Origin of the sequence: Pseudofrankia sp. EUN1h (genome assembly GCF_001854645.1) — a bacterium.
In the GTDB taxonomy this organism is placed as follows: Bacteria; Actinomycetota; Actinomycetes; order Frankiales; family Frankiaceae; genus Pseudofrankia; species Pseudofrankia saprophytica.
Genome location: NZ_MBLN01000063.1, coordinates 188395 through 211627 on the forward strand (window position 1 = coordinate 188395; position 23233 = coordinate 211627).

General features: G+C 74.6%; 18 protein-coding genes. 6 read left to right on the top strand and 12 right to left on the bottom strand.

Annotated features, from left to right (window positions below; genetic code table 11):
- Positions 1–157 precede the first annotated feature (157 nt).
- The 5 genes from BCD49_RS23570 to BCD49_RS23590 all read right to left on the bottom strand — a co-directional run bounded on the left by BCD49_RS23570 (position 158) and on the right by BCD49_RS23590 (position 8354).
- A complete protein-coding gene (locus tag BCD49_RS23570) occupies positions 158–1315 on the bottom strand; it encodes an ATP-binding protein (RefSeq protein ID WP_232794196.1) in 1158 nt (385 codons plus the stop codon).
- A gap of 377 nt (positions 1316–1692) precedes the next feature.
- Positions 1693–4440 (bottom strand): beta-glucosidase family protein, encoded by a 2748-nt coding sequence (locus BCD49_RS23575; RefSeq protein ID WP_232794197.1) that lies wholly within the window; start codon positions 4438–4440, stop codon positions 1693–1695.
- 342 nt (positions 4441–4782) lie between these two features.
- On the bottom strand, positions 4783–6114 hold the full coding sequence (locus tag BCD49_RS23580) for an SAF domain-containing protein (protein WP_007515913.1): 1332 nt from the start codon (positions 6112–6114) through the stop codon (positions 4783–4785).
- 150 nt (positions 6115–6264) lie between these two features.
- A complete protein-coding gene (locus BCD49_RS23585) occupies positions 6265–7572 on the bottom strand; it encodes an apiosidase-like domain-containing protein (protein WP_071041906.1) in 1308 nt (435 codons plus the stop codon).
- 149 nt (positions 7573–7721) lie between these two features.
- The gene (locus BCD49_RS23590) at positions 7722–8354 is read right to left on the bottom strand and encodes a TetR/AcrR family transcriptional regulator (RefSeq protein WP_071041907.1); all 633 of its coding nucleotides are present in this window, start codon (positions 8352–8354) and stop codon (positions 7722–7724) included.
- 186 nt (positions 8355–8540) lie between these two features.
- Between BCD49_RS23590 and BCD49_RS23595 the strand changes: the two genes are divergently transcribed.
- Positions 8541–9632 (top strand): ATP-binding cassette domain-containing protein, encoded by a 1092-nt coding sequence (locus BCD49_RS23595; RefSeq protein ID WP_007515916.1) that lies wholly within the window; start codon positions 8541–8543, stop codon positions 9630–9632.
- Complete coding sequence (locus tag BCD49_RS23600; RefSeq protein ID WP_007515917.1) at positions 9632–10483, top strand: ABC transporter permease; 852 nt, start codon at positions 9632–9634, stop codon at positions 10481–10483. The genes BCD49_RS23595 and BCD49_RS23600 overlap by 1 nt, the downstream gene beginning before the upstream one ends.
- A gap of 83 nt (positions 10484–10566) precedes the next feature.
- Here the strand turns inward: BCD49_RS23600 and BCD49_RS23605 are convergent, their stop codons facing one another.
- Positions 10567–11322 carry an enoyl-CoA hydratase-related protein gene (locus tag BCD49_RS23605; protein WP_007515918.1) on the bottom strand — a complete coding sequence of 252 codons (756 nt, stop codon included), beginning with the start codon at positions 11320–11322 and terminating at the stop codon, positions 10567–10569.
- A gap of 155 nt (positions 11323–11477) precedes the next feature.
- A complete protein-coding gene (locus BCD49_RS23610; protein ID WP_425343326.1) occupies positions 11478–12548 on the bottom strand; it encodes an enoyl-CoA hydratase/isomerase family protein in 1071 nt (356 codons plus the stop codon).
- Between the two features lie 152 nt (positions 12549–12700).
- Here BCD49_RS23610 and BCD49_RS23615 point away from each other — a divergent pair, with 152 nt between their 5' ends.
- The 3 genes from BCD49_RS23615 (at position 12701) to BCD49_RS23625 (ending at position 16969) form a co-directional block, all read left to right on the top strand.
- Complete coding sequence (locus BCD49_RS23615; RefSeq protein WP_071041908.1) at positions 12701–14287, top strand: CoA transferase; 1587 nt, start codon at positions 12701–12703, stop codon at positions 14285–14287.
- Complete coding sequence (locus BCD49_RS23620) at positions 14281–15888, top strand: amidohydrolase family protein (RefSeq protein WP_071041909.1); 1608 nt, start codon at positions 14281–14283, stop codon at positions 15886–15888. The genes BCD49_RS23615 and BCD49_RS23620 overlap by 7 nt, the downstream gene beginning before the upstream one ends.
- A 193-nt stretch (positions 15889–16081) precedes the next feature.
- A complete protein-coding gene (locus BCD49_RS23625) occupies positions 16082–16969 on the top strand; it encodes a sterol desaturase family protein (RefSeq protein ID WP_027141066.1) in 888 nt (295 codons plus the stop codon).
- Positions 16970–16973: 4 nt separating this feature from the next.
- Here BCD49_RS23625 and BCD49_RS23630 read toward each other — a convergent pair whose 3' ends face one another.
- The 4 genes from BCD49_RS23630 to BCD49_RS23645 all read right to left on the bottom strand — a co-directional run bounded on the left by BCD49_RS23630 (position 16974) and on the right by BCD49_RS23645 (position 21462).
- Positions 16974–17483, bottom strand: coding sequence for a pyridoxamine 5'-phosphate oxidase family protein (locus tag BCD49_RS23630; RefSeq protein ID WP_007509688.1), 510 nt, complete (start codon positions 17481–17483; stop codon positions 16974–16976).
- A 161-nt stretch (positions 17484–17644) separates the two neighbouring features.
- Entirely contained in the window at positions 17645–19360 is a 1716-nt protein-coding gene (locus BCD49_RS23635; protein WP_083401656.1) for an AMP-binding protein, read from the bottom strand.
- 4 nt (positions 19361–19364) lie between these two features.
- Complete coding sequence (locus BCD49_RS23640) at positions 19365–20234, bottom strand: SDR family oxidoreductase (protein ID WP_035925390.1); 870 nt, start codon at positions 20232–20234, stop codon at positions 19365–19367.
- 112 nt (positions 20235–20346) lie between these two features.
- The gene (locus BCD49_RS23645) at positions 20347–21462 is read right to left on the bottom strand and encodes an NDMA-dependent alcohol dehydrogenase (protein WP_071041910.1); all 1116 of its coding nucleotides are present in this window, start codon (positions 21460–21462) and stop codon (positions 20347–20349) included.
- A gap of 346 nt (positions 21463–21808) precedes the next feature.
- On the opposite strand from BCD49_RS23645, the gene BCD49_RS23650 reads away from it, so the two are divergent.
- Positions 21809–22672, top strand: a complete 864-nt coding sequence (locus BCD49_RS23650; RefSeq protein ID WP_083401657.1) for an enoyl-CoA hydratase/isomerase family protein — start codon at positions 21809–21811, stop codon at positions 22670–22672.
- On the opposite strand, the gene BCD49_RS23655 is transcribed toward BCD49_RS23650, so the two are convergent.
- Positions 22669–23233: IS630 family transposase (locus BCD49_RS23655; protein WP_116439426.1), on the bottom strand; the 565-nt coding region annotated here is incomplete at its 5' end. The two genes, BCD49_RS23650 and BCD49_RS23655, sit on opposite strands and share 4 nt — an antisense overlap.

Genomic DNA, 23233 nt, shown 5'->3' on the forward strand with positions numbered 1-23233 from the left:
CGCCGGCGCGGGCGAGCCCGGCGTCGCCGATCAGGCCCGCGTGCCGGCAGCCGCGTGGTCGCGGTGACCGTGGCGGCGCGGTGGTCGCGTCAGCGCGGTGACCTTGGAGGCTCGGTGCCCTTGGAGACGCGGCGACGTTGGTGGCCGCGGTGAACGGTCAGCGAGCCTCGTCGTCGACGGGCATGCCCGGCAGCTCGCGCTCCGGCCGCTGACGCAGGTACTCCTCGAAGCTCAGCCCCGGCGGCACCGGCTCGCCGCGGCCCGCGGCGCGCAGCTGGGCGACGAGGCTGGAGACATACCAGCGCCGGAAGGCCCGATGCTCCGGCGGTGAGGCCAGCGTGAGCAGCCGCGCCTCCCGGGCGTACTGGTCCGCCTCGTCGAGGGCCGCCAGGTAGTCCTCACCGGCCTCGGCGGTGCTCGCCGGCAGCCACAGCTCCAGATGGGTGCGTCGCTGCCCGGCGGCCGCCGCGGCCAGCGCCTGCCTGCGGATCGCCTGCCTCGCCTCGCCGAACCGCTCGGTCACCGTCCGGATCAGCTCCGCCAGCTCCGGCGGGACCGGCGCGCTCTCGCCGTTGGTCCCGCCCACCGCGGCCAGGGTGAACTCGCGGACGAGGTTGTCGACGTGGCTCTTAGCGGCGAGCAACAGGTCGGTCGAGACATCGCCGAGGCTGACGCGGTAGCGCGGCGGCGAGCCCGGACCGGACGCCGTCGGGGTGGCCTGCGCCGCCGACGCCATCGCGGCGGCTGCTGGAACCGCGTCTCGGTCGTCGCCGGGTCCGGGCTCTGCCCGCGCGGCGGGGACGACCCCGTCCAGACTCGCGCCGGCGAGGACCGCCCCGTCCAGGCCGGTCTCGACCGGGGCGGTCCCCACCAGGCTGGTCTCGACCAGGCCCGCCGGGTGCCGGCCGGCGGAGTCCGGGCCGGTCTCGCCGGCCGGCTCGTCGGCACCGGCGAGGTCGACCTCGGCCCAGACGACCTTGCCGTTCCGGTTCACGTCCGTGCCCCACCGCGCGGCGATCGCGGCGACGAGCGCCAACCCGCGGCCGGTCATCGTGTCCGCGCTGCTGCGGGCACGCAGCGGGGCCACCTGGCTGGTGTCGGCCACCTCCACCCGCAGCGACGAGCGGCGGGCCACGAGCCGCAGTTGGACGGGAGGCTCGCCGTGGAGCACGGCATTGGTCAGCAGCTCGCCGGCGAGCAGCTTGATGTCGCCCACGAGGTCACGCATGGGCGAGGTGGCCCGGGCCAGGCGACTGGAGATCTCCCGACGAGCCCTCGGCACGGCCTCCGGCGCCCCATCGACACTCAGCGCCATCAGAACTTCACCATCAGACATCGGGCCATCGCCGGACGCCCCGCCGGCACCCGAATTCCGCTCGATCTGGGGGCCGTCGGCATTGCCGTTGCTGTCGATCACGCGCGTCCCCAGCTTGGCGGGCCCGCCGAAGGAGGGGCGATCGTGTCCATCCAGTGCGCCTCCGAAGGCCATTGACGGCAATGTCGGCCGTGCGCTGCCTTGCGTACCCCCGCAGCGCGGCGACGAATCACCATGCCCCAAAACATGACAGGCAGTCCGATCCCCGGACAGGAAGCTAGCTTCCCCTTTTTCGGACCTCAGCGACCGACCGGCCCGCCGGACAACCCCTCCGTCGATCCGGCTGGCGGCCCGCGACGGTCAGGACGCGACGGCGGTCAGGACGCGACGACGACGTCGCGGCGCAGGGCGAGCCTGGCGCTGGACGGCCCCACCAGCAGCGTGAACGTGCCCGGCTCGGTCGACCAGCCGCCCGCCCCGCCGCCGTCGCCGCCGAGGGCGGGCCGCCAGTGCTGGAAGGCGCGCGGGGCGATCTCGACCGAGACGGTGGCCCGCTGGCCGGGAGCCACGTCGGCTGTGGCGAAGCCGACCAGCCAGAGCGCGGGCCGCTCGACGGCCGAGTCCCCGCGGCTCAGGTATGCCTGGACGACCGTGCGGCCGGGGCGGTCACCGCTGTTGCGCACGGTGACCTGGACGCGCAGGGGCTCGTCGGGGGCGAGGACCGCTGGGGCGTCTAGCGACTCGTACGCCCAGGTCGTGTAGCCGAGGCCGTGGCCGAACGGGTAGGCAGGCGCGGGCGGCGACGCGGCGAGGCCGGAGCCCACCGGGGCCGCCGGCCCGTCGGCTGCCGCCGCCGTGGCACGCCGCGACCAGCCCCGGTAACCGACATGGATGCCCTCGGTGTAGTCGAGGGCCCCGTCGACCGGAGTGACCGACCAGACCGGGCAGTCCTCGGCCCTCGCCGGCCAGGTCGTCGGCAGCCTGCCGCCGGGCTCCGCGCGGCCGAGGAGCACGTCGGCGAGCGCCGCGCCGAACTCCTGCCCGGGGAACCACGACAGCAGCACGGCCGGCACCAGCTCCCGCCAGGGCAGGAGCACCGGCGCGCCCGCGTTGACGACCACGACGGTGCGAGGGTTGACGGCGGCCACCCGGCGCACCAGCTCGTCCTGTTCCGCCGGGAGGTCCAGGCCCCCGCGGTCGACACCCTCGCTCTCGACCCGGTCGCTGGTGCCGACGACGACGACCGCCACGTCCGCCGACGCGGCCAGCTCCACGGCGGTCTCCAGCTCCCGCGGGCCGGTCGGCGACGGCTCCTCGCCCAGCAACGCGAACGAGGCGACCGGCATCCCGGCCGGCGGGTCGTGGCGCAACGTGACCAGCACTTCCGTGCCCGCCGTCAGGTCCACGCCGCCCCACCAGACCGGCGGGCGCAGGAACGCGGCGACGATGTCCCCGTCGGGCGGCTCGAGCGTGTCGTCGTAGAGCACGGTCTCCACGCCCGCGGCCACGCTCACGTCGGTGCCGGTGCCGGTGCCGGTGGCGCCGGCGGAGGCTGGGTGGGCGCGCAGCGAGAACCGGCCCATGCCCGCGAAGCCGAGCGGGTGCCGGCCACTCGCTCGCGCGGTCAGCAGCGCCGTCACCTCCACCCTGGCGGAGCGGGCGAGCACCGGGTCGTCCATGAACATCAGTCGGCCGGACAGCCGCCGCTCGCCGAGCAGCACGTTCCCGTCCGCGTCGAAGAAGCGGACCCGTACCCCCGGCTCGCCMGACTCCGGGTCGCGCGCGTTCGCGGTGGACAGCGGCGCGGGCCAGGGCTCGGCGCGCACGCCGGTCGCGGTGACGACCTCGACGCCGTCGCCGAGCGCGGCGCGCAGCCCGTCCGCCGGGCCGACCAGGTGCGGCGGGAAGACGGTCGCGCTGCCGCCGCCCTGACCGCGCGGAAGCGTGGCGTTCGGCCCGACCACGGCGATCCGGCGGATCCCGCCGGGCGTGCCGGCGCCCGGCAGCGGGAGCAGCCCGTCCTCGTTGCGCAGCAGGACCATCCCGCCCGCGGCCGCCCGCCGCAGCAGGTCCCGCGCGTGCGGCCCCGCCGGGTCGGCCCCCGCGTCCCTGGCCCCCGCGTCCTTGGCCCCGGTGTCGTCGGCCCCGGTGTCGTCGGCTGGACCGGGTCCGGCCGGGTCGGTGAGGGCGCCGACCCGCGCGGCCAGGCGGAGCAGGCGGCGGGCCTTGTCCTCGACGACCTCGGCGGGCACGCTGCCGTCCCGGACCGCGCCGACCAGCGCCGGGCCCCAGGGACCCCACGGGCCCGGCATCACCAGGTCGAGGCCGGCCAGGGCGGCCGGGACGGTCGAGCGGGTGGCGATCCAGTCCGAGACGACCAGGCCGTCGAAACCCCATTCGTCCTTCAGCGGGCCGCGCAGCAGCGCGTTCTCCGTCATGGTCGCGCCAGCCACACTGTTGTACGCGGCCATGACGGCCCACGCGCCGGCCTCCCGCACCAGCGTCTCGAACGGCGCGAGGTAGACCTCGCGCAGCGCGCGCTCGTCGACGCGGACGTCGACGGTGAACCTGTCGGTCTCGGACTCGTTCGCGACGTAGTGCTTCACGGTCGCCGCGACGCCGCCCGCCTGGATGCCGCGTACCAGCGCTCCGCCAACCCGCGCGGTCAGCAGCGGGTCCTCGGACAGGCACTCGAAGTGCCGGCCGCCCAGCGGGCTGCGGTGCAGGTTGACGGTCGGGCCGAGCACGACGTCGACGCCCTTGGCCCTGGCCTGCGCGGCGAGCAGCCGGCCCACGGCGCCCAGCAGCGGCTCGTCCCAGGTCGCCGCGAGCGCGGACGGGCAGGGCAGGTTGGCGGACGGCTCGCGCTCGTCGCAGCGTTCGCCGCGCACGCCGGCCGGGCCGTCGGAGAGCACCATCGTCCGCAGGCCGGCCTCGGGCGATGGCCACGTCCGCCAGAACGACGCGCCGGTGAGCAGCCGGACCCGCGCCTCCAGGTCCAGCCGGGAGAGTGCCTCGGTGACCTGCTTCTCCAGCGCGCCCGCGCTGTCCGCGGCGCCCACGCCGGCCATGTCAGCGTGGGCGGCGGGCCCGTTCACGACGTCCCTGGCCACTGTCTCCTCCACCCGCGCACCGCGACGCGGTCGGCCGGCGAGAACCGCCGCCCGGCGGCGGGCCGCCGCGCGGATGTTCCGGATACCACCTTCTACACTTCAGTAGCTGGAGAGTATTCTCAGGCCCCGAACCGACATGGGACACGCCTGTCCGCACCGAACCGCCCACCCGGCAACGCAGGGCTTCGCAATGGTCGCACGACCCCGGACGGAGATGTCCGCCGGGCGGTCCGCGGCCAGCCGGGGCCTGGCGGCGGTCCGTGGCCACAGACGGAGACCGCCTACGCCTGACATCGTGCACGCCCGAGTTCCAGCCGCCGATCCGGGGGTCCGCCCGCAGTGCCTACGTCCCAGTCAGTTGGCGGCGTGCCGGTGGGCTCGGCCGTTCGCCAGCGGCCCCGGCGCCGTCGGCTGGCTCGGCACGCGCGTCCCGGCCGTCCCGGCCGACCCGGCCCCGGTGGGCGGCGCCAGAACCGACTGGAGCGTCCAGTGCCAGGCCCGCAGCGCGAGGCTCTCGGGCACGTCCACATGCTCGAAGCGCACCGTCTCGCCGGCAGCGAGGGGACGCTCGACCGTCGCGCCGCCGAGCAGGCCGATGGGCACGTGGTCGGGCTCGTCCGCGATCAGCACCGCCTCGCCGCGCACCTGGAACCCGCCGATGGCCTGCCCGATCGACTCCCCGGCCGCCAGGTCGCGTTTGGCCACCGCGGCGACGCTGGCCCGCGGGTTCGGGCCGTTGTTGAAGGCCACGAGGTCACCGCGCAGCAGTCGGTCGATCGTCAGCGGGATCTCCAGGTTGCACAGGTGGAACGGGCGCTCCAGCAGCACGTACGGCGAGTCACCGAGCCGGACCTTGTAGTAGCGGAGGAACTCGCCGAGCTCCTCGGTGAAGGTGGCCACGACGAACACGCCCGGGTTGCCGCGCTCGGGCAGCACGTAGTCGCTGAGGGGGTCCCCGCCGCGAGCGGCGGCGGCCTCGGCGAGCTGCAGGGCGCCCGTCGGCACGGTGTCGGTGCGCGGGCCCAGCAGGCCGCGGCGCGCGATGGTCGCGCCCAGCCCGTTGGCGACCAGCGCCTGCTCGATCTGCAGCTTGGTCCCGTCGGTGAACGAGGTGACCTGGGTCAGCGAGATGCCCTGCCGCCGCGCCCAGTAGTCCATCTCGGCCGGCGTCGGGTTGTGGTTCAGGAAGCCCTTGATGTTCCCGTAGACCAGCGGGGTCACGCCCATCTGCCTGGCCTCGTGCGCGAGCAGCGCGAGGGTGCCCGGCTGGTCGCCCTGGGCCTCGACGATGGGGCCGAGGCTCGCCAGGTACGAGCCGGCGGTCACCTGCAGCTCGGCGTCCATGGTGACCACCGGCAGCCCGGCCGCCAGGACGGCGGCCGCGACCTCGGTCCCGTGGACCGCGTCCCCGGTCGTGATCACGACCACGTCGGAGTGGGCGACCAGGCGCTCCACCGAGTGGGTGGCGCGGTCGTCCCAGGGGCCGACAGCGTTGTCGAGCGGACGCCGGGTKAGCACGTGCGACAGCCGCAGCCGGGGCGAGCGGCGCAGCATGTGCGCGAGGCCGCGCGCGATGTACCCCGTCCCCACGACGCCGACGCGCACCTCCGCCGACGGGAGCGGCGACGGCACCGCGGGCGCCGGCCACGGGACGGACGAGGCGGACAACACCGTTCTCATAGTCATGTCAGCACTCGCAGTCATCAGGATGTCGCCGTGGGCATCGATGCCGTCGGGCTGGGGAGCGTTGGCCGCCTTACCCGGACACGTGAGCCGTTGGGCACTGGTGACGTTCCTTCCATGACGGTGACGTCGTCGAGGGGCGCTTCTCGGCCGTCACGTGAGCAGGACAATGGGGCCCCTACCGGGTGGCTGGGCGACGGGTTCCCCCTGGTCGGGGGCGAAGTACCAGCCGTCCCCGTCCCGGGCGGCCGGCCGTGCCCGGACGCGGGCGCGCGGCCCGTCGGGCACGAGCGACGCGTCGGGGTAGAACGTGACGGCGCCCGAGCCGTCGGCGCGAGCCCGGGTGATCGAGCGGAGCGTTCCGCCGGCGGCGTCGACGGTCGTCACGCCCCCGGGGTCCGGAAACCCGTGACGCAGCAGCACCCGGTGGCTCGCGCCGAGCAGCCCCGGCGTGGGCAGCGCGGCCGCCGTGTCCAGGCTCTGCTTCCCCCAGTGCGCCAGGAACGAGCCGTCGCCGGCGTTCCACATCCCGTGCGCGCCGTAGCAGTAGGCCGCCGCGCCGGCGAGCATCGACACCCAGTACGCGAACAGCTGGTCGGCGGGGCCGAAGTCGTCCCGGATCCCCTCGTACCAGGGCTCCAGGTTGATGAACGGCCGGCCGGGGAAACGCCGGGCGACCCGCGCCGGCCATTCCCACAACAGCGGCCGGCTGGCCTGGTCGTGGCCGGTCTGCACGGTGACGGCGGCGAGCAGGTCGGCCCGGTCCAGCGCGTCCGCGCTGGTCTCGCCGGGGACGACGTGCGCGAGCACCGGCCGGTCGGTCGAGGCCGCGAGCGCGCCGAGCACCTGGTCCCAGCCGGCGCGGCGTCCCCGCGCCGCGGCGGCGTGCCGGTGGCGGACGTAGCGGGCGCGCAGCGGCCGCAGCGCGCCCTTCAGCCGGCCCGGAAGACGGGCGCGCGCGGCGCTGCGGCGCAGGTCGTCGGTGGACCGGTCGGGCAGCAGCGCGCCCTCCGCGCCGATCCACAGGTTGGTCTCACCGGACAGGCAGTAGAGGACGTCCAGGTCGTCGAGCCGCTCCACCAGCCGCGCCCACCACGTGGTGGCGCCGGAGACGCCGAGCCAGGCCAGCTGGTGGCCCCAGCAGYCGTAGACGACGGCCTTCAGCCCGACGGCGTTGAGGTACTCGATGCGACGCCTGGCATGGTCGAGGTAGCGCGCGTTCGGGCGGCCGTCGGCGAACCAGGCCGGCCCATGTCCACTCCAGGCACTGGCATTGCCCGGCCCCACCTCGGGCGGGATGCCGACGACGAGTTGGACCGCGCTGAACCCCTGCGCGGCCCGTAGCCGGGCAAGCTCGCCGAACCTGTCGTCGGACAGCCGGCTGGTGAGGGCGAACCACCAGGTGTCGGCCAGGAAGCAGGGCACGCCCTCCGGGGCGGCCACCATTCCCGGCAACGACATGATTGCAGTCAACTCCCGTCACACAGGTCGCGAGACGGCGGGGTCGGGCATAACGGGCCCTCGCGACAATGAATGACGATCGTGGGCAGCCGAACTGTACCCGCGCGACCTGGGCCGATGCCCAGGCGCGCCTCTTGACCGTGTTCGTCCTACCGTGGTAGGAGCTGAGAGCTCTCGCGGTCGGCGTCCGGCGAGACGCCGCCGGGCTCGAGGATGTCGCGGACGACGGAGCGCAGCTCCACCCGCAGCTCCTCGGTCGGAGTACTCGCGAACAGGTCGCCGCTCATCACGAGCCCGATCATCACCGCGCCCAGCGCGAAGGACAGCCGCAAGCGTCGTGCCTGCGGTATCCCCGGGTCACTCAGCAGGCGCCGGGCACGTTCCTCGATGTCCTGGTTCGCACCGTCGTGCTCATGGTTCTGCAGGTTCTCCAGCGCCGCGTGATTGCGCAGGTGGAACATGAAGAGCTGGCGGTTCTCCAGCAGCAGGTCGACGAACTCGTCGATCATGCGGACCCAGTCGGCCGGGCGAACCCGGTCCATCTCGATCCGCTCCRGGCCCGCCTGGCCGATCTCGTGCAGCCGCAGGTGCAGCGCCAGCAGGATGTCGTCCTTGCTGGCGAAGTGGTAGTACAGGGCCGCCTTCGAGAAGTTCATCCGCTCGGCGATCTCACGCAGCGAGGTCTTCTCATAGCCATTCGCGGTGAACAGCTCAAGAGCGACGTCGAGGATCTGCTCTCGAGTGCTCTTCTCGCCCGCGGGGCGCGCCGGCGGCCTGGCCATCACTAGATCTTACCTGTCGGCAGGCTGACAGCGCCTCTCATAGGTCCTCCACCTCATCTTCCAGGCCTGGCCGGGCACGCGCGCAGGCGCACCAGTCGATCGTAACGCAGAACTTACTTGACGACCGGCAGGTTTWGCGTTGTCCTTACCGTGCGGCAAGTAACCACACTAGGGAAAGAGGACCGGATGGTCCAGACGATGATCGAGGCCGAGGGCCTCACCAAGCGCTACGGCGAGACCCAGGCGCTCGCCGGGATCGACCTGAGCGTCCCGGCGGGGACGATCCTCGGCGTGCTCGGCCCCAACGGGGCCGGCAAGAGCACCGCCGTCCGGATCCTCACCACGCTGGCGAGGCCGACCAGCGGCTGGGCCAAGGTCGCCGGCCACGACGTGGTCACCCAGGCCGGCGAGGTCCGCCGCCGGATCGGCGTGACCGCGCAGGACGCGACGCTCGACGAGGCGCTGACCGGCCGGCAGAACCTGCGGATGGTCGCCGAGCTCGCCGGCCTGCGCCGCGCCGAGGGCGCCACCCGGGCGGCCGAGCTGCTCGAGCGGTTCGAGCTGACCTACGCGGCCGACCGGCCGGTGCGCGGCTACTCGGGCGGCATGCGCCGGCGGCTCGACCTGGCCGCGAGCCTGGTCGCCAATCCGCCGGTGCTCTTCCTCGACGAGCCGACCACCGGCCTCGACCCGACCAGCCGGGCCAGGATGTGGGACGTCATCCGAGAGCTGGTCGGGCAGGGCACCACCCTGCTGCTGACCACCCAGTACCTCGACGAGGCCGACGCCCTGGCCGACCGGATCGTCGTCATCGACCACGGCCAGATCATCGCGAACGGCACCCCCAGCGAGCTGAAGGGCGCCGTCGGCGGGACCCGGCTCGAGGTGACCCTCACCGCCGCCCACGACGGCGCGGTCGGGGCGCTCGCGCCGCTGGTCGCGGGTCGGGTCGACGTCAGCGCCGACGGCCGGCGGCTGCGGGCCGCGGTCAACGCCGGCGCGGGCGTGGCGACAGCGGTGATCCGCGCGCTCGACGCCGTCGGCGCCGTCGTCGACGACGTCGCGGTGCACCCGCCGTCGCTCGACGACGTCTTCTTCGCGCTCACCCGCACCGGCGCCGCCGCCGCCAGCCAGACATCCGCCGACAGCGCCGACCCCACGGGCAGCGGTAGCGCGGCCGACGCCGGCGAGCCGGCGGCACCCATGCCGCGTACGCCGGCCATGGCCACGGGCCTGCCGGTCGCCACCTACCCCAACAAGATCAACGGAGCCTTGTGATGACCCAGCTCGCGCCGGCGCTCGACGCCGCCCCGAGTCTCCCAACACGGTCCGGGACGTTCTCCCGCCCCTTCCGGGACGTCGCCGTCCTCACCCGACGCAACCTCATCCACATCGCCCGCGAGCCGCTGCAGCTCTCGGACGTCCTGATCCAGCCGGTGCTGTTCACGCTGCTGTTCATCTACGTGCTGGGCTCCGGCATCTCGCTGCCCGGTGGCTCGTACAAGGAGTTCGCGGTAGCCGGGCTCGTCACGCTGAACCTCACCACCTCGGTGATGGGAACCGCCGTCGGGCTCACCACCGACCTGAACACCGGCACGATCGACCGCCTGCGCGCCCTGCCGATCTGGCGGGCGTCGGTGCTGGTGAGCCGCTCGGTGGCGGACATCCTCTCGGCGGTCCTGTGCACGACGATGGTGCTGCTGACCGGGCTCGTCATCGGCTGGCGCCCGCACACCTCGGTGCCCGAGTTCATCGCCGGCCTCGCGATCCCGCTGCTGTTCTCCTATGCGCTGATCTGGGCGACGGCCTGCCTCGGCATGGTCACCGAGGGGCCGGAGAGCGCGCAGGGCATCGGCCTGGTGATCCTCTTCCCACTCGCGATCGTGTCGAACGCGATGGTCCCGACCTCCGGGATGCCGTCGTTCGTCCGCGTCATCGCCGACTGGAACCCGGTCAGTTCCGTCGCCGCCGCGATGCGCCAGCTCTTCGGCAACCCCAACCCGTCGGCCGCGGCGCACGCCTGGCCGATGCAGCACCCGATCGCCGCGGCGATCCTGTGGTCGGTCGCGATCCTGGCGGTGACCGCCCCGCTCGCCGTCCACCTCTACCGCCGCCGCACCACCGACTGACGCCCGGGGCTGACCACCACCCGGGGCCGGCCTCCGGGCGCGCGACGACGCACCGCCGTCGCGCGCCAGGCCGGCCGGCCCAGTCAGGAGGTGGAGGCGCGCAGCGTCGCGTTCTTGCGGCGCATCGACCACATCTGCGGGGAGCGCTCGATCTCGACGCCGAGGTCCCAGGAGACGCCGGGGTTGCCGGTCGAGCGGCGGAAGGAGGCGACCGTGCGGCGGGCGAGCTCCGGGTCCGCCGCCGCGGCCGCGGCAAGGTCGAAGGCCGTCTGGTCGACGGCCGCGTCGTCGACGGCGGTCCAGGCCATGCCGAGCTCGACCGCGCGCGTCCCGGTGATCGTGGCGCCGAACAGGCCCAGCGCGGCGGCGGCCTCCCGGCCGGCCGTCCGCTCGAGCAGCGAGAAGTGCCCGCCGCCCGGGTGCAGGCCGATCCGCAGGAAACCGGACAGCAGCCGGGCGTCGCTGCCGACCACACGCAGGTCGGTGGCGAGCGCGAGGTTCATCCCCGCGCCGACCGCCGCCCCGCGGATCGCGGCGATCGTGGGCGAGCGCAGCTCGCCGACCCGCAGGAACGCCTGGTAGATCGCCTCGATGTTCGTGAAGTTCTCATCCTCGGCCGGGTCCGCGCCGGCGGCGGCGAGCACCGCGCGATCGGCGCCGGCGCAGAACGACGCGCCGCCGCCGATGACGACCGCGCCGACCTTGTGGTCGGCGTCCGCCTCGTCGAGGGCGGCGACCAGCTCGGCCGCCATCGGGAGGGTGAGGGCGTTGCGCCGGGCCGGCGCGTCCAGGGTCACGACGGCGACACCGTCGCTGACCTCGTAACGGATCTCGCTCATGGTCCGTCCTGTCGACGTCGGGAACGGTCTGGGCCCGGGCGGCGGGCGAGCGGTGCCGCCCACCAGTCCCCATCCGTCTGGGAACGCTACCGACGCCGAACGCGACGTGCCTAGCCCAGCGCCGTTGGCTGGGTGACGTGCCTGGCCCAGCGCCGCTAGCCGGGTGCGGCCACCTCGTCCACGAGGCCCCAGCGCAGGGCGGCCGGGGCTTCGAGGAAGACGCCGGTCAGGACCATCCAGGCCGTGCGGCGCCGCCCGATCCGCCGCGTGACGCTGACCGTGCCGCCGGCGCCCGGCACCAGGCCGAGGCGCAGCTCGGGGAGCTGTATCGCGACGTCCGGGGCGGCGACGACGCGGTCGGCGAAGGCTGGGATCTCGATGCCGGCGCCGACGCAGGCGCCGTGGAGGTACGCGACGGTCCGGTGCGGGCAGCGGACGATCTCGGCGCCGGCGCTGGCTCCCGTCCTGACCAGGTGTGCCCTGGCCAGGTCGGGAGCGGTGCCGAACTGGGTGAGGTCGCCGCCCGCGCCGAACGCCGGTCCGGCGGCCGTGAGCGCCACCTCGGTGAGGGTGTCGTCCGCCGAGGCGGCGCGCAGGGCCGCGATGAGCGCGTCGCGGCTCCCCGTGTCGAAGGCGTTGCGGGCCTCCGGCCGGTTGAACGTCAGCACCAGCCGGTCGCCGTCGCGGTGGGTGAGCAGCGGCTGGGCGCTGGGCCGGTGCGCGCGCGGCGGGCGGGCGGCGAGCCAGCGGGCGAAGTCCCCGCCGGCCAGCAGCGTCGAGTACGCCAGCGACTCGGCGACCAGCGCGTCCAACGGCTCGAGCCGCTCGGACATCCGCAGCAGCCCGACGAGCGCCACCGCGGCCTCCGGGTGCTCGCCGGCCGCCCGGGCCAGCGTGGCCACGGCGGCGTCCACGTCGTCGCCCGGCGCCAGCACCTCGGGCAGCAGCACGTCGAGCCCCGCGGCGGCGGGGACCAGCGAGCCTCCCGGGCCGCCGCTCCGGCCGTCACCCGGGCGGTCGGCCCCAGGTCCGACGCCGACGAGCACGAGCGGTGGGCGGCGGGCCGTCAACGCCGCCAGCTCGTCCGGGCGCGCGTCGGCCAGGTCGACGAAGAGGATCGGAGCGGGGAAGACGTCGGCGAGGTCGGCCGGCGACAGTGACCTGACGAGGTCGAGCGCCGAGCCGGCTGGCAGCGCCTGCGCATCCAACGCCGCGGTCACGGCCATACCGTATGCCCGAGGCGCCATGCCCGAGGCGCCGACGTGAGCACGCGCTCGACGCCCACCCGATGGGAGAGTGCCGGGCTCAGGGCGGCGGGCAGGCAGGTGGGCACGCGGACACGCGGACACGCGGGCGAGAACGGCGGGAGGGCGGCGAGGTGGCGGCGAGCGGCGAGCGGGCGGCGCTCCCGGACGTGCTGACGGACTGGGCCGCCGACCTGCGCGCGGGCCGGATCGGGCCCGCCGGCTGGGAGCACGGCGTCGAACCCGGCTGGGCGGCCAGCGGGGCGATGGCGCTGACCGGGCATCCCAGGGCGGCCCCGCTCGGGCTGACCGTGCCGTTCGTGGCCCGGCTCGACGCCGCCCTGGCCGTGATCCGGACGTTGGCCGCCGAGCTGGGGCATCCTTTCGCGGCTCCCGCCGGCGCTCCCCCGCCGGCTGGTGGGCCTCCGTCCGCGCGAGGCTCCGCGACTGCTGCGCCGACTTCGGCCATGCACCCGCCCGCGAGCGCCGGCCAGCTCCTCGGCGAGCGGGCCGCGGCCCTTGGGCTGACCCGCGGCGGTGCCTTCTCCGCCGGCCGCGCCGCCCGGCTGGTCCGCGCCGCCGACGGCTGGCTGGCCGTGAACCTCGCCCGTCCGGACGACGTCGACCTGCTGCCCGCCTGGCTGGAGCGCGACGACCTCGAACCGACCGACGCGGACCTCGCCGACGAGGTCCGCCCGGCTTCGGAGCGTGACCGAGACGGCACGCCGCCGACATGGGCACGGCCGTGGGACGCGCTCGCCACCGTCGTCGCCGACCGGCCGGTGCGGGTGCTCACGGAAAGGGCCGAGCTGCTGGGGCTGCCGGTCGCACTGGTCGTCGACCCGGCGAAGGCGGCGGCCGACGCCCAGGCACTCGCCAGGGGCCAGCGGTTCCCGTTCGCGCCCTTCCTCGTCGACGGCCGTCCGCCGGACGCCCCCGCGGGCGGCGCTGGCGCCGGCGGCGACCGCGGCGGCGGGTTCACCGTCATCGACCTGTCCTCGCTGTGGGCCGGGCCGCTGTGCGCGCACCTGCTCGGGCTCGCCGGTGGCCGGGTCGTCAAGGTCGAGGGCGCGGGCCGGCTCGACGGCGCCCGCGAGGGACCGGGCGCGTTCTACGACCTGCTGCACGCCGGGCACGCCAGCGTCACCGTCGACCTGCGCCGCGCCGACGGCCGGGCCGCGCTGGTGCGGCTGATCGAGGGCGCGGACGTCGTCCTGGAGGCATCCCGCCCACGTGCCCTCGACCAGCTTGGCATCGACCCGGCCGCCCTGATCGCCCGTAACCCGCGCCTGACCTGGGTGAGCATCACCGGCTACGGCAGGACCGGGCCGTGGCGGCAGCGGCCGGCCTTCGGCGATGACGCGGCGGCCGCGGCGGGCGCGGTCGCCGTCGACGCGGCCGGCGCTCCCGTGTTCCTCGCCGACGCGGTCGCGGACCCGGTCACCGGCGTCCTGGCCGCCGCCGCCGCGCTCGCGAGCCTCGCCGCCGGCGGCGGCCACCACGTCGACATCGCCCTGCGCGAGGCCGTCGGCTCGCTGCTGGCCGGCCGTCCCGACCTGCCGGGCCACGACCCGGCCGCGCCCGTGCCTCCCGGCGCCGGGACGGCGCCCTTCGTCGTCGCCGCGCCGCGCCTGCGGGCCCCGGCCGGCCGGGCCGCCCCGCCCGGCCACGACAACGCCCGCCTGCTGGGCGTCCCGGCCGCCGGCGAGCAGCCGTGCTGATCGTCAACGCGGAGATCGACGGCCGGGGCGGCCGGGCGGTGCGCATCGACGGCGGGCTCGTCACCGCCGCCGGCGGCGTAGGCGGCGACGGCGACGGCTGGGAGGGCCTGCGCGCGCGGCCCGGAGAGGAGGTGGTCGACGCGCGCGGCGGAATGCTGCTGCCCGGGCTGCACGACCACCACATCCACCTGCTGGCGCTCGCCGCGCTCGCCGCGTCGGTGCCCGCCGGCCCGCCGGCGGTGCGGGACGCGACGGAGCTGGCCGGCGCGCTGCGAGCGGCGGCAGCGGCCGTACCGCCCGGCCGCTGGGTGCGGGCCGTCGGCTACCACGAGTCGGTCGCCGGCGACCTCGACCGCCACACGCTCGACCGGATCGTCGCCGACGTGCCCGTACGCGTGCAGCACCGCTCCGGCGCGCTGTGGGTCCTCAACTCGGCCGCCCTCGCGGCGCTGCGCGTGCCCACCGGGCACCCGGCCGGCGGACGCGCGGCCGGCGGGCACACGGCCGGCACGCGTCTGGCCCGCGGGCGCACCGCCGGTGATGACGCCGCGGCCGGCCTGCCGGCAGACGGCCGCTTCTTCCGGGAGGACGACCGGCTCGGCCGGCTGCTGGCCGCGGCGGGCGTCGGCGGCGTGGTGGAACGGGCGGACCTCGCCGCCGTCGGCGCCCGGCTGGCCGGCCATGGCGTCACCGGCGTCACCGACGCGACCGCCACCACCGGCCCGGCCCAGGTCGCGACGCTGCGGGCCGCCGTCGGGGATGGGTCGATCCCGCAGCGCCTGGTGCTGACCGGTCCGCCCGACCTGACCGCGTCGCCGCTCCCTCCCGGCGGGGACGCGCCCCGCCGCCCCATGATCTGGTGGGATCCTCGGAGCTCTGGCACGGAGAAATCCACCAGATCATGGAACAGCGGGGCCACCCGGATCGGGTTCGGCCCGGTGAAGATCGTGTTGGACGACGGGCAGCCGGTCGACCTGGACGAGCTCGCGGCGACGGTGCGGGCGGCGCGCGCGCGGGGGCGGCGGATCGCGGTCCACTGCGTGACCCGGCTGCAGCTCGCGCTCGCGCTCGCCGCGCTGGACGCGGGTGGCGGCGCGCTGCCCGGCGACCGGATCGAGCACGCGGCGGTGCTACCGCCCGACCTCGCCAGGCCGGTCGCCGACGCCGGCCTGACCGTGGTCACCCAGCCGCACTTCCTCGCCGAGCGCGGGGACGCCTACCTGCGCGACGTCGAGCCGGACGACCTGCCCTGGCTGTACCGGTGCGCCGGCCTGCTCGCCGCCGGCATCCCGCTGGCCGCCGGCACGGACGCCCCGTTCGGCGGCGCCGACCCGTGGGCCTCGATGCGGGCCGCCGTGCGCCGCCGGGCACCATCCGGGCAGGTCATGGGCCCGGACGAGGCGCTGTCCCCGGCCCGGGCGCTCGCCCTCTACCTCGGCGACCCGGCCGACCCGGGCGGTCCGCCGCGCCGGGTCGTCCCCGGCGCGCCAGCCGACCTGTGCCTGCTCGCCCAGCCCACCAGGGCGGTGCTCGCCGACCTCGACCCCGGCCCGGCCGTCCTCACCCTGGTCGCCGGCGCCGTCGTCCACCACGCCGACTGACCTCCTGCCGGCTGGCCCCCTGCCGACCGCCGACTGATCGCCGGCCGGCCGCCGGGTGGTCGGTGACTGGCCGCTGACCGGCCGCCAAGCCGGCCCGATGTCCGACACCTCCCGGCGTCGCATACCGGTTGTTCTGCGGCGTTCCCAGACAGGTCGGCTGCCGGACACCAGTAGGACACGTAAAGTCCATGTCATGGTCAACGGCTTCCCGCTGCACGGCCCACGATCGGCCGCGCGGCGGCTGGGCCCCGCCGGCGCCATCCTCCTCGAGGCGGGCGGGCGCGCTGCCCGGCCGGGCGCCGCCCCCGCGCGGCGGGCTCGGGCCGCTGTGCGCGCGCGCCACCACCGGTTCGTGCGCCTCCTCGACCCGCCGGGGCCGCATGGCCGCGCGACCGAGGTCAGCACCCTGCCCGGCGCGCTGCGTCGCTTCCTGGAGCATCCGCGCCCGCCGGTGCTGATCGGCGTCGTCGCGACGCTCGGGGCCGCGCGCGCCGCGCGCGGTGACTTCCGCCGGTCCGACGCGGTGGTCGCGGTCGGTGCCGTGGCGGTGCAGCCCTTCGTGGAGTGGGCGATCCACCGCTTCGTGCTGCACGCGCAGGCGCAGGGGCGGTACGGCCGTGCCGCCTACCGGGCAGCCGGCTGGGGACACGCCCAGCACCACCGCGACCCGGCGAACCTGAACTCGATGTTCATGCGGGGGCAGGACATGCTCGGCGCCGGCGCGGTCGCGCTCGCGGCCGGCGCCGTCGGCTCACCGCGGCTGGCCACCGGGATGTTCTGCGTCGGCGCGGCGGTGCTCGCCTACGACTGGACGCACTTCCTGATCCACACCCGCTACCAGCCCCGCTCGGAGTTCTACCGGCGGGCGTGGCGCAACCACCGGCTGCACCACTACCGCAACGAGCGCTACTGGCTGGGCGTCACGTCCCCGGTCGCCGACGCGGTGCTGCGCACCAACCCGGCGCGGGACGCCGTCGCCGTCTCCCCCGCCGCCGCCAGCCCGGAGGTCCATCCCCCGGACGGCGGCCGGCCGCGCGCCGGCGCCTCGCCGAGGACCGCCGGCGCCGCCGGTCAGGGGTAGCTAGCTACATCCCGGTCTTGCGGAAGTCCCAGCTAACGATCTTCTCTGGGACGAGCTTCAGCCAGGCGTGCCGGCCGTCGTAGTGGAACTTTCCGTTGCCGTACTTGTCACCGAACAGCCGCTCGGGCTCGGCGAGCAGGTCGGCGGCGGCCGCGTCGCCGGTGCGGGGAACCTCGCCGACGACGCCTACGTGGCCGATCAGCTCGACACCGCGTAGCTCACCGAAGCCGTGGCCGGTGTCGATGATGACCGACACCCGCGGGTCACGGTTGAGATCCGTCCAGCGCTGGCTCTTGACGATGCTGTTCAGCCACAACGCCGACCCGTCCCACACGAACCACAGCGCCGAGGTGTGCGGGGCGCCGTCGGCCCCGACCGTCGAGACCCGACAGGTCCGCTCCTCGGCCAGAAACGCGTCGATCTCGGCGGGCGTCATCGCTATCCGCCGCCCACGCCGCTGCTGACGCGGGGCGGTCCCGGGCGCCGAGCCTTCCGCCGTGGTGTCGACACTCATCGTCGTCCCATCCCTTCGTCGACCGCCGGCCGGTGCCACCGGCGCGTGGGAGGTTTCGTTCCCATTGGCGAGAATAGTGCTCTCACCAGCGCGGGCGCGCGGCGCGGCGCCCCGCGGACGCCCCGCGGGGCTGGGCCGGCAGGGACCCGAATCACGACGTCCTAACGCGCGGGGGCGGGCTCCTGGGCGGCTGGCAGTGTCGGCGGCGGTGCGGGCGTCGATGTCATCCGCTCGAGCGCCCACTGGCGCAGGGTCGCCTTGGCGACCTTCTCGAGGGTGGCGCGGGGCAGCGCGTCGACGACATGGACCGCGCGCGGCACCTTGAAGTCGGCGAGCGAGGCCTGGCAGCACGCGACGATCTCGGCCGCCAGCGCGTCGTGGTCGTCGCCGGCCGCGTCGGTGACGGTCACGAACGCGACCGGGACCTCCTGGCGGACGGGATCCGGCCGGGCGACGACGGCGGACTCGCGCACCCTGGGCACGGTGTTGATGACCCGCTCGATCTCGGCGGCGGCCACGTTCTCGCCGCTGACCTTGAGCATGTCCTTCGACCGGCTCGAGAAGCGGATCGCGCCGCTCGGCAGCAGCGTCACCTCGTCGCCGGTCCGGAAGTAGCCGTCCTCGTCGAAGGCGGCGGCGGTGGCGGCCGGGTCGCCGAGGTAGCCGGCGAACAGCGACAGGCCGCGCACCCCGCCGACGCGCAGCTCACCGGTCTCGCCGCCGGCGGCGTCCCGGCCGTCGGCGAGCCGGATCCGCACGTCGTAGCCGGGGGCCGGGCGCCCGATCGTCCGGGGTTCCGGCTCGGGTGCGTCCGGCTCCCCGATGACGACGGTGGTGACGACCTCGGTCATGCCCCAGGCGCTGAACAGCCGCAGGCCGAACAGCCGCTCCAGCTCGGGCATCTCGAGGCCGAAGATCCAGCTGCGGTAGGTGTGCTCCGCCGGCACCGGCATCCGCGGCAGAACCTGGATCATGATGCCGACCAGGCCGGTGACCGTGCAGGCGTTGCGGATCGAGGTGTCCCAGAACCGGCTGGTGGAGAACTTCGGCACCAACACGACCGTCCCGCCGACCCACAGCGTCGGCAGCATCTGCCAGGTCAGGGCGTGGGTGTGGAACAGCGGCGCGAAGACGAGCATCCGGTCGTCGTCGCGCAGCTTCCAGTGCGCGGCACCGGTGCGCGCCGCCCACAGCGCGTTGGCGTGCGTGTAGAGGACGGCCTTCGGCCGGGCGGTGGTGCCGGAGGTCAGCTGGACCGACAGCGGCGTCGCCGGGTCCGGCGGGCGGGCCACCGGCAGCGCGGCCGGGTCGCCGCGCAGGTCCGGGACGAGGCCGGTGGCCGGGTCGAGCAGGACGCGCCAGCGAAGGCCGGCGGCCGTGGGGCCGTCGGCGAGGCCGAGGCGCGGGTCGGTGACGATGCCGACGGCGCCGACCAGGCCGGCGGCGTGCGCCAGCTCGTCCTCGACGTAGCGGGTGTTCACGTCGACGGCGATCGCGCCGAGGCGGGCGCAGGCGAACCAGACGTGCAGGAAGGCCGGGYTGTTGTCCAGGTGCAGGATGACGGCGTCGCCGGGCCCGACACCGCGGGCGGCGAGCCCGGCGGCGGTCGCCTCGACGTCGTGGGCGAACTCGGCGTAGGTCCAGGTCGCCCCGACGCCGTCCGGCGGGTCCCAGACCAGGAACGGGTGGTCGCCGCGGCGGGCGGCCCGGTCCGCCAGCAGCGCGGGGACGTCCATCGCGACGAACGGGTGCAGCGGCGGCAGCACGATGTTCCGGGCGTCGATGTTCTGGGCGTCGACGTTCCGGGCGTCGATCCCGGTCTCCCGCCCGTCCGTTCGCGCGCCGGTGATCGCCTCCGGGGTGTCGCCGCTCGCCACCAGTTCAGCCCTCCTCTGGGACGACGCCGCGTAACCCGTCGGCGCCGAACACCGAGCCGAGCAGCGGGGAGAAGTCCGGCCCGCGGCGCAGGCAGTGCCCGCCGTCGATGTTGATCACCTGACCGGTGAGCCAGGTCGACTCCGGGCCGACGAGGAAGCGGATCAGGTCCGCGACGTCCTCCGGCTCGCCGGGCCGGCCCAGCGGCGTGCAGCGCATGTAGTCGTCGAGCACCTCCGGCATGGCGAAGATCGTCTCGACGAGGTCGGTGCGGATAAGGCCGGGGCGCACGCAGTTGACCCGGACGCCGCTCGCGCCGAGCTCGTCGGCGGCGAGCTGGCACAGGTGGTCGACACCGGCCTTGGAGACGCCGTACGGGCCGAACCAGCGATGGGTGTTGCTGGCGGCGATCGAGGACACCCCGACGATCGAGCCGCGCCCGGCGCGGGCCATCGGGCGGGCACCGTACTTGATGGCCAGCAGCGTGCCGGTGATGTTGAGATCCACCGTCTCGCGCCACTTGGCGACGTCGACCTGGGTGAGCGGGCTGATGACGTTGTTGCCGCCGGCCACGGCGACGACGGCGTCCAGCCCGCCGGTGATCTCGCAGGCGGCCGCGACGGCGGCCGCGACGTCCTCCTCGACGGTGACGTCCGCGACCAGGCGGCGGATCTCGGCGCCCGGGGCGGCGGCCGGCTCGATCTGCTTCACCGCGTCGTCGAGCCGGCTCGCGGTCCGCCCGCAGATCAGCACGTTCGACCCGTCGGCCGCGAGGCGGCGGGCGACCGCGAGGCCGATCCCGCCGCCACCGCCCGTGACCAGCGCCGTCGTGCCTTCCAGCGGTCGGGCGCCTTCCAGCGGTCGCGTGCCTTCCATGGGCCCGGGCGCAGCCATCGGCGTTCTCACGTCTCCCGTCGTCACAGTTGGTTTGTCGGCGATGGCGATGCCCGCGGACGGCCTGGAAGCGGACGGCCCGGAAGTGAACGGCCTAGAAGACCAGCGCGCCGCGCAGGATGCGGCCGGCCTCCAGGTCGGCGTAGCCCTCGTTGACCTGGTCGAGGGAGTACGTCTTCGTGACCAGCTCGTCGAGCTTCAGGATCCCGGCCCGGTACAGGTCGAACAGCTTCGGGATCTGCACCCGCGGGCTCACCGAGCCGTACACGGTGCCGCGGAGCTGCTTGTTCATCATCGCCATCATGAACAGGTTCATGTCGACCTGACCCTGCGCCATCGGCGCAACCGACGTGACCACGCAGGTGCCGCCCTTGGCGGTGAGCGTCAGCGCCGGCTCGAGCAGGCTGCCGAGCATGACGCCGAACGTGCAGATGACGACGTCGCACATCGCGCCGCCGGTGAGCGGACCCGTCCCGGCGATCGCCTCGTCCAGCGACGAGAAGGTATGGGTCGCGCCGAAGCGCAGCGCCTGCTCTCGCTTGAACTCCACCGGATCGACGCCAATGATCTTGGCCGCTCCGGCGATCTTCGCGCCCTGCACGGCGTTGATGCCGATGCCACCGACGCCGAGAACGGCGACGGTGTCGCCCGGGCGGACCTCGCCGCGGTTGACGGCGGAACCGAACCCGGTCGCCACGCCGCAGGAGACCAGCGCGACGGCGGTCCACGGGATGTCCCGGTCGACCTTGATGACGGACGACTCGGCGAGCAGCTGGTACTCGGCGAACGCGCCGAGCTGCGTGTAGCGGGCGACGGGCGTGTCACCGTACCGGTGGGCCACCCGGCCATCGGTGATCATTCCGAGGTCGAACAGCTTCGCCCCCACGTCGCACAGGTAGGCCCGCCCGGACCGGCAGGGCTGGCACTGCCCGCACGACGGGACGAACGACATCGCGACATGGTCACCGGGGGCGACCGACGTGACCCCCTCGCCGACGGCGACGACCTCACCGGCACCCTCGTGGCCACAGACGACCGGATAGTGCGGCATCGGCATGTCGCCGGTGCGGGCGTGCTCGTCGGAATGACACAGGCCGGTCGCGCGCAGCTGGATGAGAACCTCGCCGGCCCGTGGGTCGTCCAGCTCGATGGTCTCGATCTTGTAGTCCTGACCGGGGCCGAACAACAGCGCCRCTCGTGTGCTGACCATGCCAGCCGTCCTCTCATGAGCCGTCCGACCGCGCGTGTCACCGGCGCGGCTTCCCGCACTCCCGCGCGGCCCGTTCCGGCGCCCGGCCTGGTCCGGCGGGGCAGTTGGTCTCATACCCCGGAGCGCGATCGGGTAGATCATTGCGCGGTCGGAAACCCGGTGCCGTGGGAGTCTGACGGTTAGTCAGAATGACGCACCCCGCCATCAGGCGCGACCAATCTCCTCAGACGGGCTCACGCGGGCTCGCCGACCGCACGCGCCATGCCAACCAGCACCTCCCGACAAGTTCACATATTGTCTTCAATATCCAATCTTAGTTTGGGATCCGCGGCAAGGAGACATCCCGATGGACGGCAACGCGGGCAACGTGGGGGGTGCGGCTACCGGCGCCGCTGGGCGGGCTGGCGCGGCACGCCCGCCGGAGGGCGACTGGCTCGGCACCCCCTACCTGYGGTTCGAACGCCGGGGCAGCCTCGCCGTCTGCGCCGTGGACCGGCCGAAGGCGCGCAACGCGATGACCGMGTCGATGTACTTCGGCGTCCGCTACGCCGTCGACCTGGTCAACCGTGACCCGGACCTCGCCGGCCTGCTGATCACCGGTACTGGCGACGTCTTCATCCCCGGCGGCGACCTCGGCCACAACGCGCCGGACGACTGGGGCGGTCCGATGCTCTTCGGCATGGACAACACGCCGTTCGACGCGGTCCGCCACTCCCGCAAGCCGGTGGTCAGCGCCGTCAACGGCATCGCCCAGGGCGGCGGCCTGCTCATCGCGATCATGTCCGACCTCGCCGTCGCCAGCGACCGGGCCACCTTCCGCGCCCCGGAGGTCTACCGCGGCATCGCCGACACCGGCTACGCGCAGTATCTGCCCGCCCAGATCGGCCCAGCCCGGGCGAAGGACATGCTTTACACGGGCCGCGTCGTTACCGCCGCCGAGGCGCTCGACTGGGGCCTGGTCGCCCGGGTCGTTCCGCACGACGAGGTCATGGACGCCGCGCTGGAAGGCCTACGGGCCTGCTGCCGAGGCGGCCCGGAGGCCCGCGCCGACGTCAAGCGCGTCATCGGCACCCACTACGGGACCTACGACCGCATGACCATGGACAAGAGCGTTTTCGGGTCCGAGGCCCGCGAGGGCTGGCTCGCCTTCTCCGAACGCCGCGACCCCGCCTGGGTCCCAGCGGACCTCCGCACCGGCGGCCGTCTCTAGTGTTCCCCGTCAGAAATCTCGCTGGCCAGGTTTGCCTTGTTGTTGGCTGCCGATGGGTTGATCTTGGTGAGGTAGTCGGCGAGGGAGGCGAGGATCTCGTCGGCGGTCTTGGTCCAGGTGAAGGGCCGGGGGTCGCGGTTCCAGGTGTCGATCCAGGTGYGGATGTCGGTCTCGAGGGCCTGGACGGAGGTGTGGACGCCTCGGCGGATGAGCTTGTCGGTGAGCAGGCCGAACCAGCGTTCGACCTGGTTGATCCAGGAGGAACCGGTCGGGGTGAAGTGGACGTGGAAGCGGGGRTGGCGTTCCAGCCAGATCCTGATCTCGGGGGTGTTGTGGGTGGCGTAGTTGTCGCAGACCAGGTGCACGTCCAGGCCTGCCGGGACGGCCTTGTCGATCGAGACCAGGAATTTGCGGAACTCGATGGCGCGGTGGCGGCGGTGCAGTTCCCCGATGACGGTGCCGTCGGCGATGTTGAAGGCGGCGAACAGGCTGGTGATGCCGTGGCGCAGGTAGTCGTGGGTGCGCCGCTCGGGCATGCCGGGCATCATCGGCAGGACCGGC

Coding starts and splice junctions, on each gene's coding strand:
- BCD49_RS23630 (WP_007509688.1), bottom strand. CDS start 17,483: ATGAGTGTCGACACCACGGCGGAAGGCTCGGCGCCCGGGACCGCCCCG.
- BCD49_RS23610 (WP_425343326.1), bottom strand. CDS start 12,548: ATGGCCGTGACCGCGGCGTTGGATGCGCAGGCGCTGCCAGCCGGCTCG.
- BCD49_RS23570 (WP_232794196.1), bottom strand. CDS start 1,315: ATGGCGCTGAGTGTCGATGGGGCGCCGGAGGCCGTGCCGAGGGCTCGT.
- BCD49_RS23625 (WP_027141066.1), top strand. CDS start 16,082: ATGGTCAACGGCTTCCCGCTGCACGGCCCACGATCGGCCGCGCGGCGG.
- BCD49_RS23595 (WP_007515916.1), top strand. CDS start 8,541: ATGGTCCAGACGATGATCGAGGCCGAGGGCCTCACCAAGCGCTACGGC.
- BCD49_RS23605 (WP_007515918.1), bottom strand. CDS start 11,322: ATGAGCGAGATCCGTTACGAGGTCAGCGACGGTGTCGCCGTCGTGACC.
- BCD49_RS23600 (WP_007515917.1), top strand. CDS start 9,632: ATGACCCAGCTCGCGCCGGCGCTCGACGCCGCCCCGAGTCTCCCAACA.
- BCD49_RS23640 (WP_035925390.1), bottom strand. CDS start 20,234: ATGGAAGGCACGCGACCGCTGGAAGGCGCCCGACCGCTGGAAGGCACG.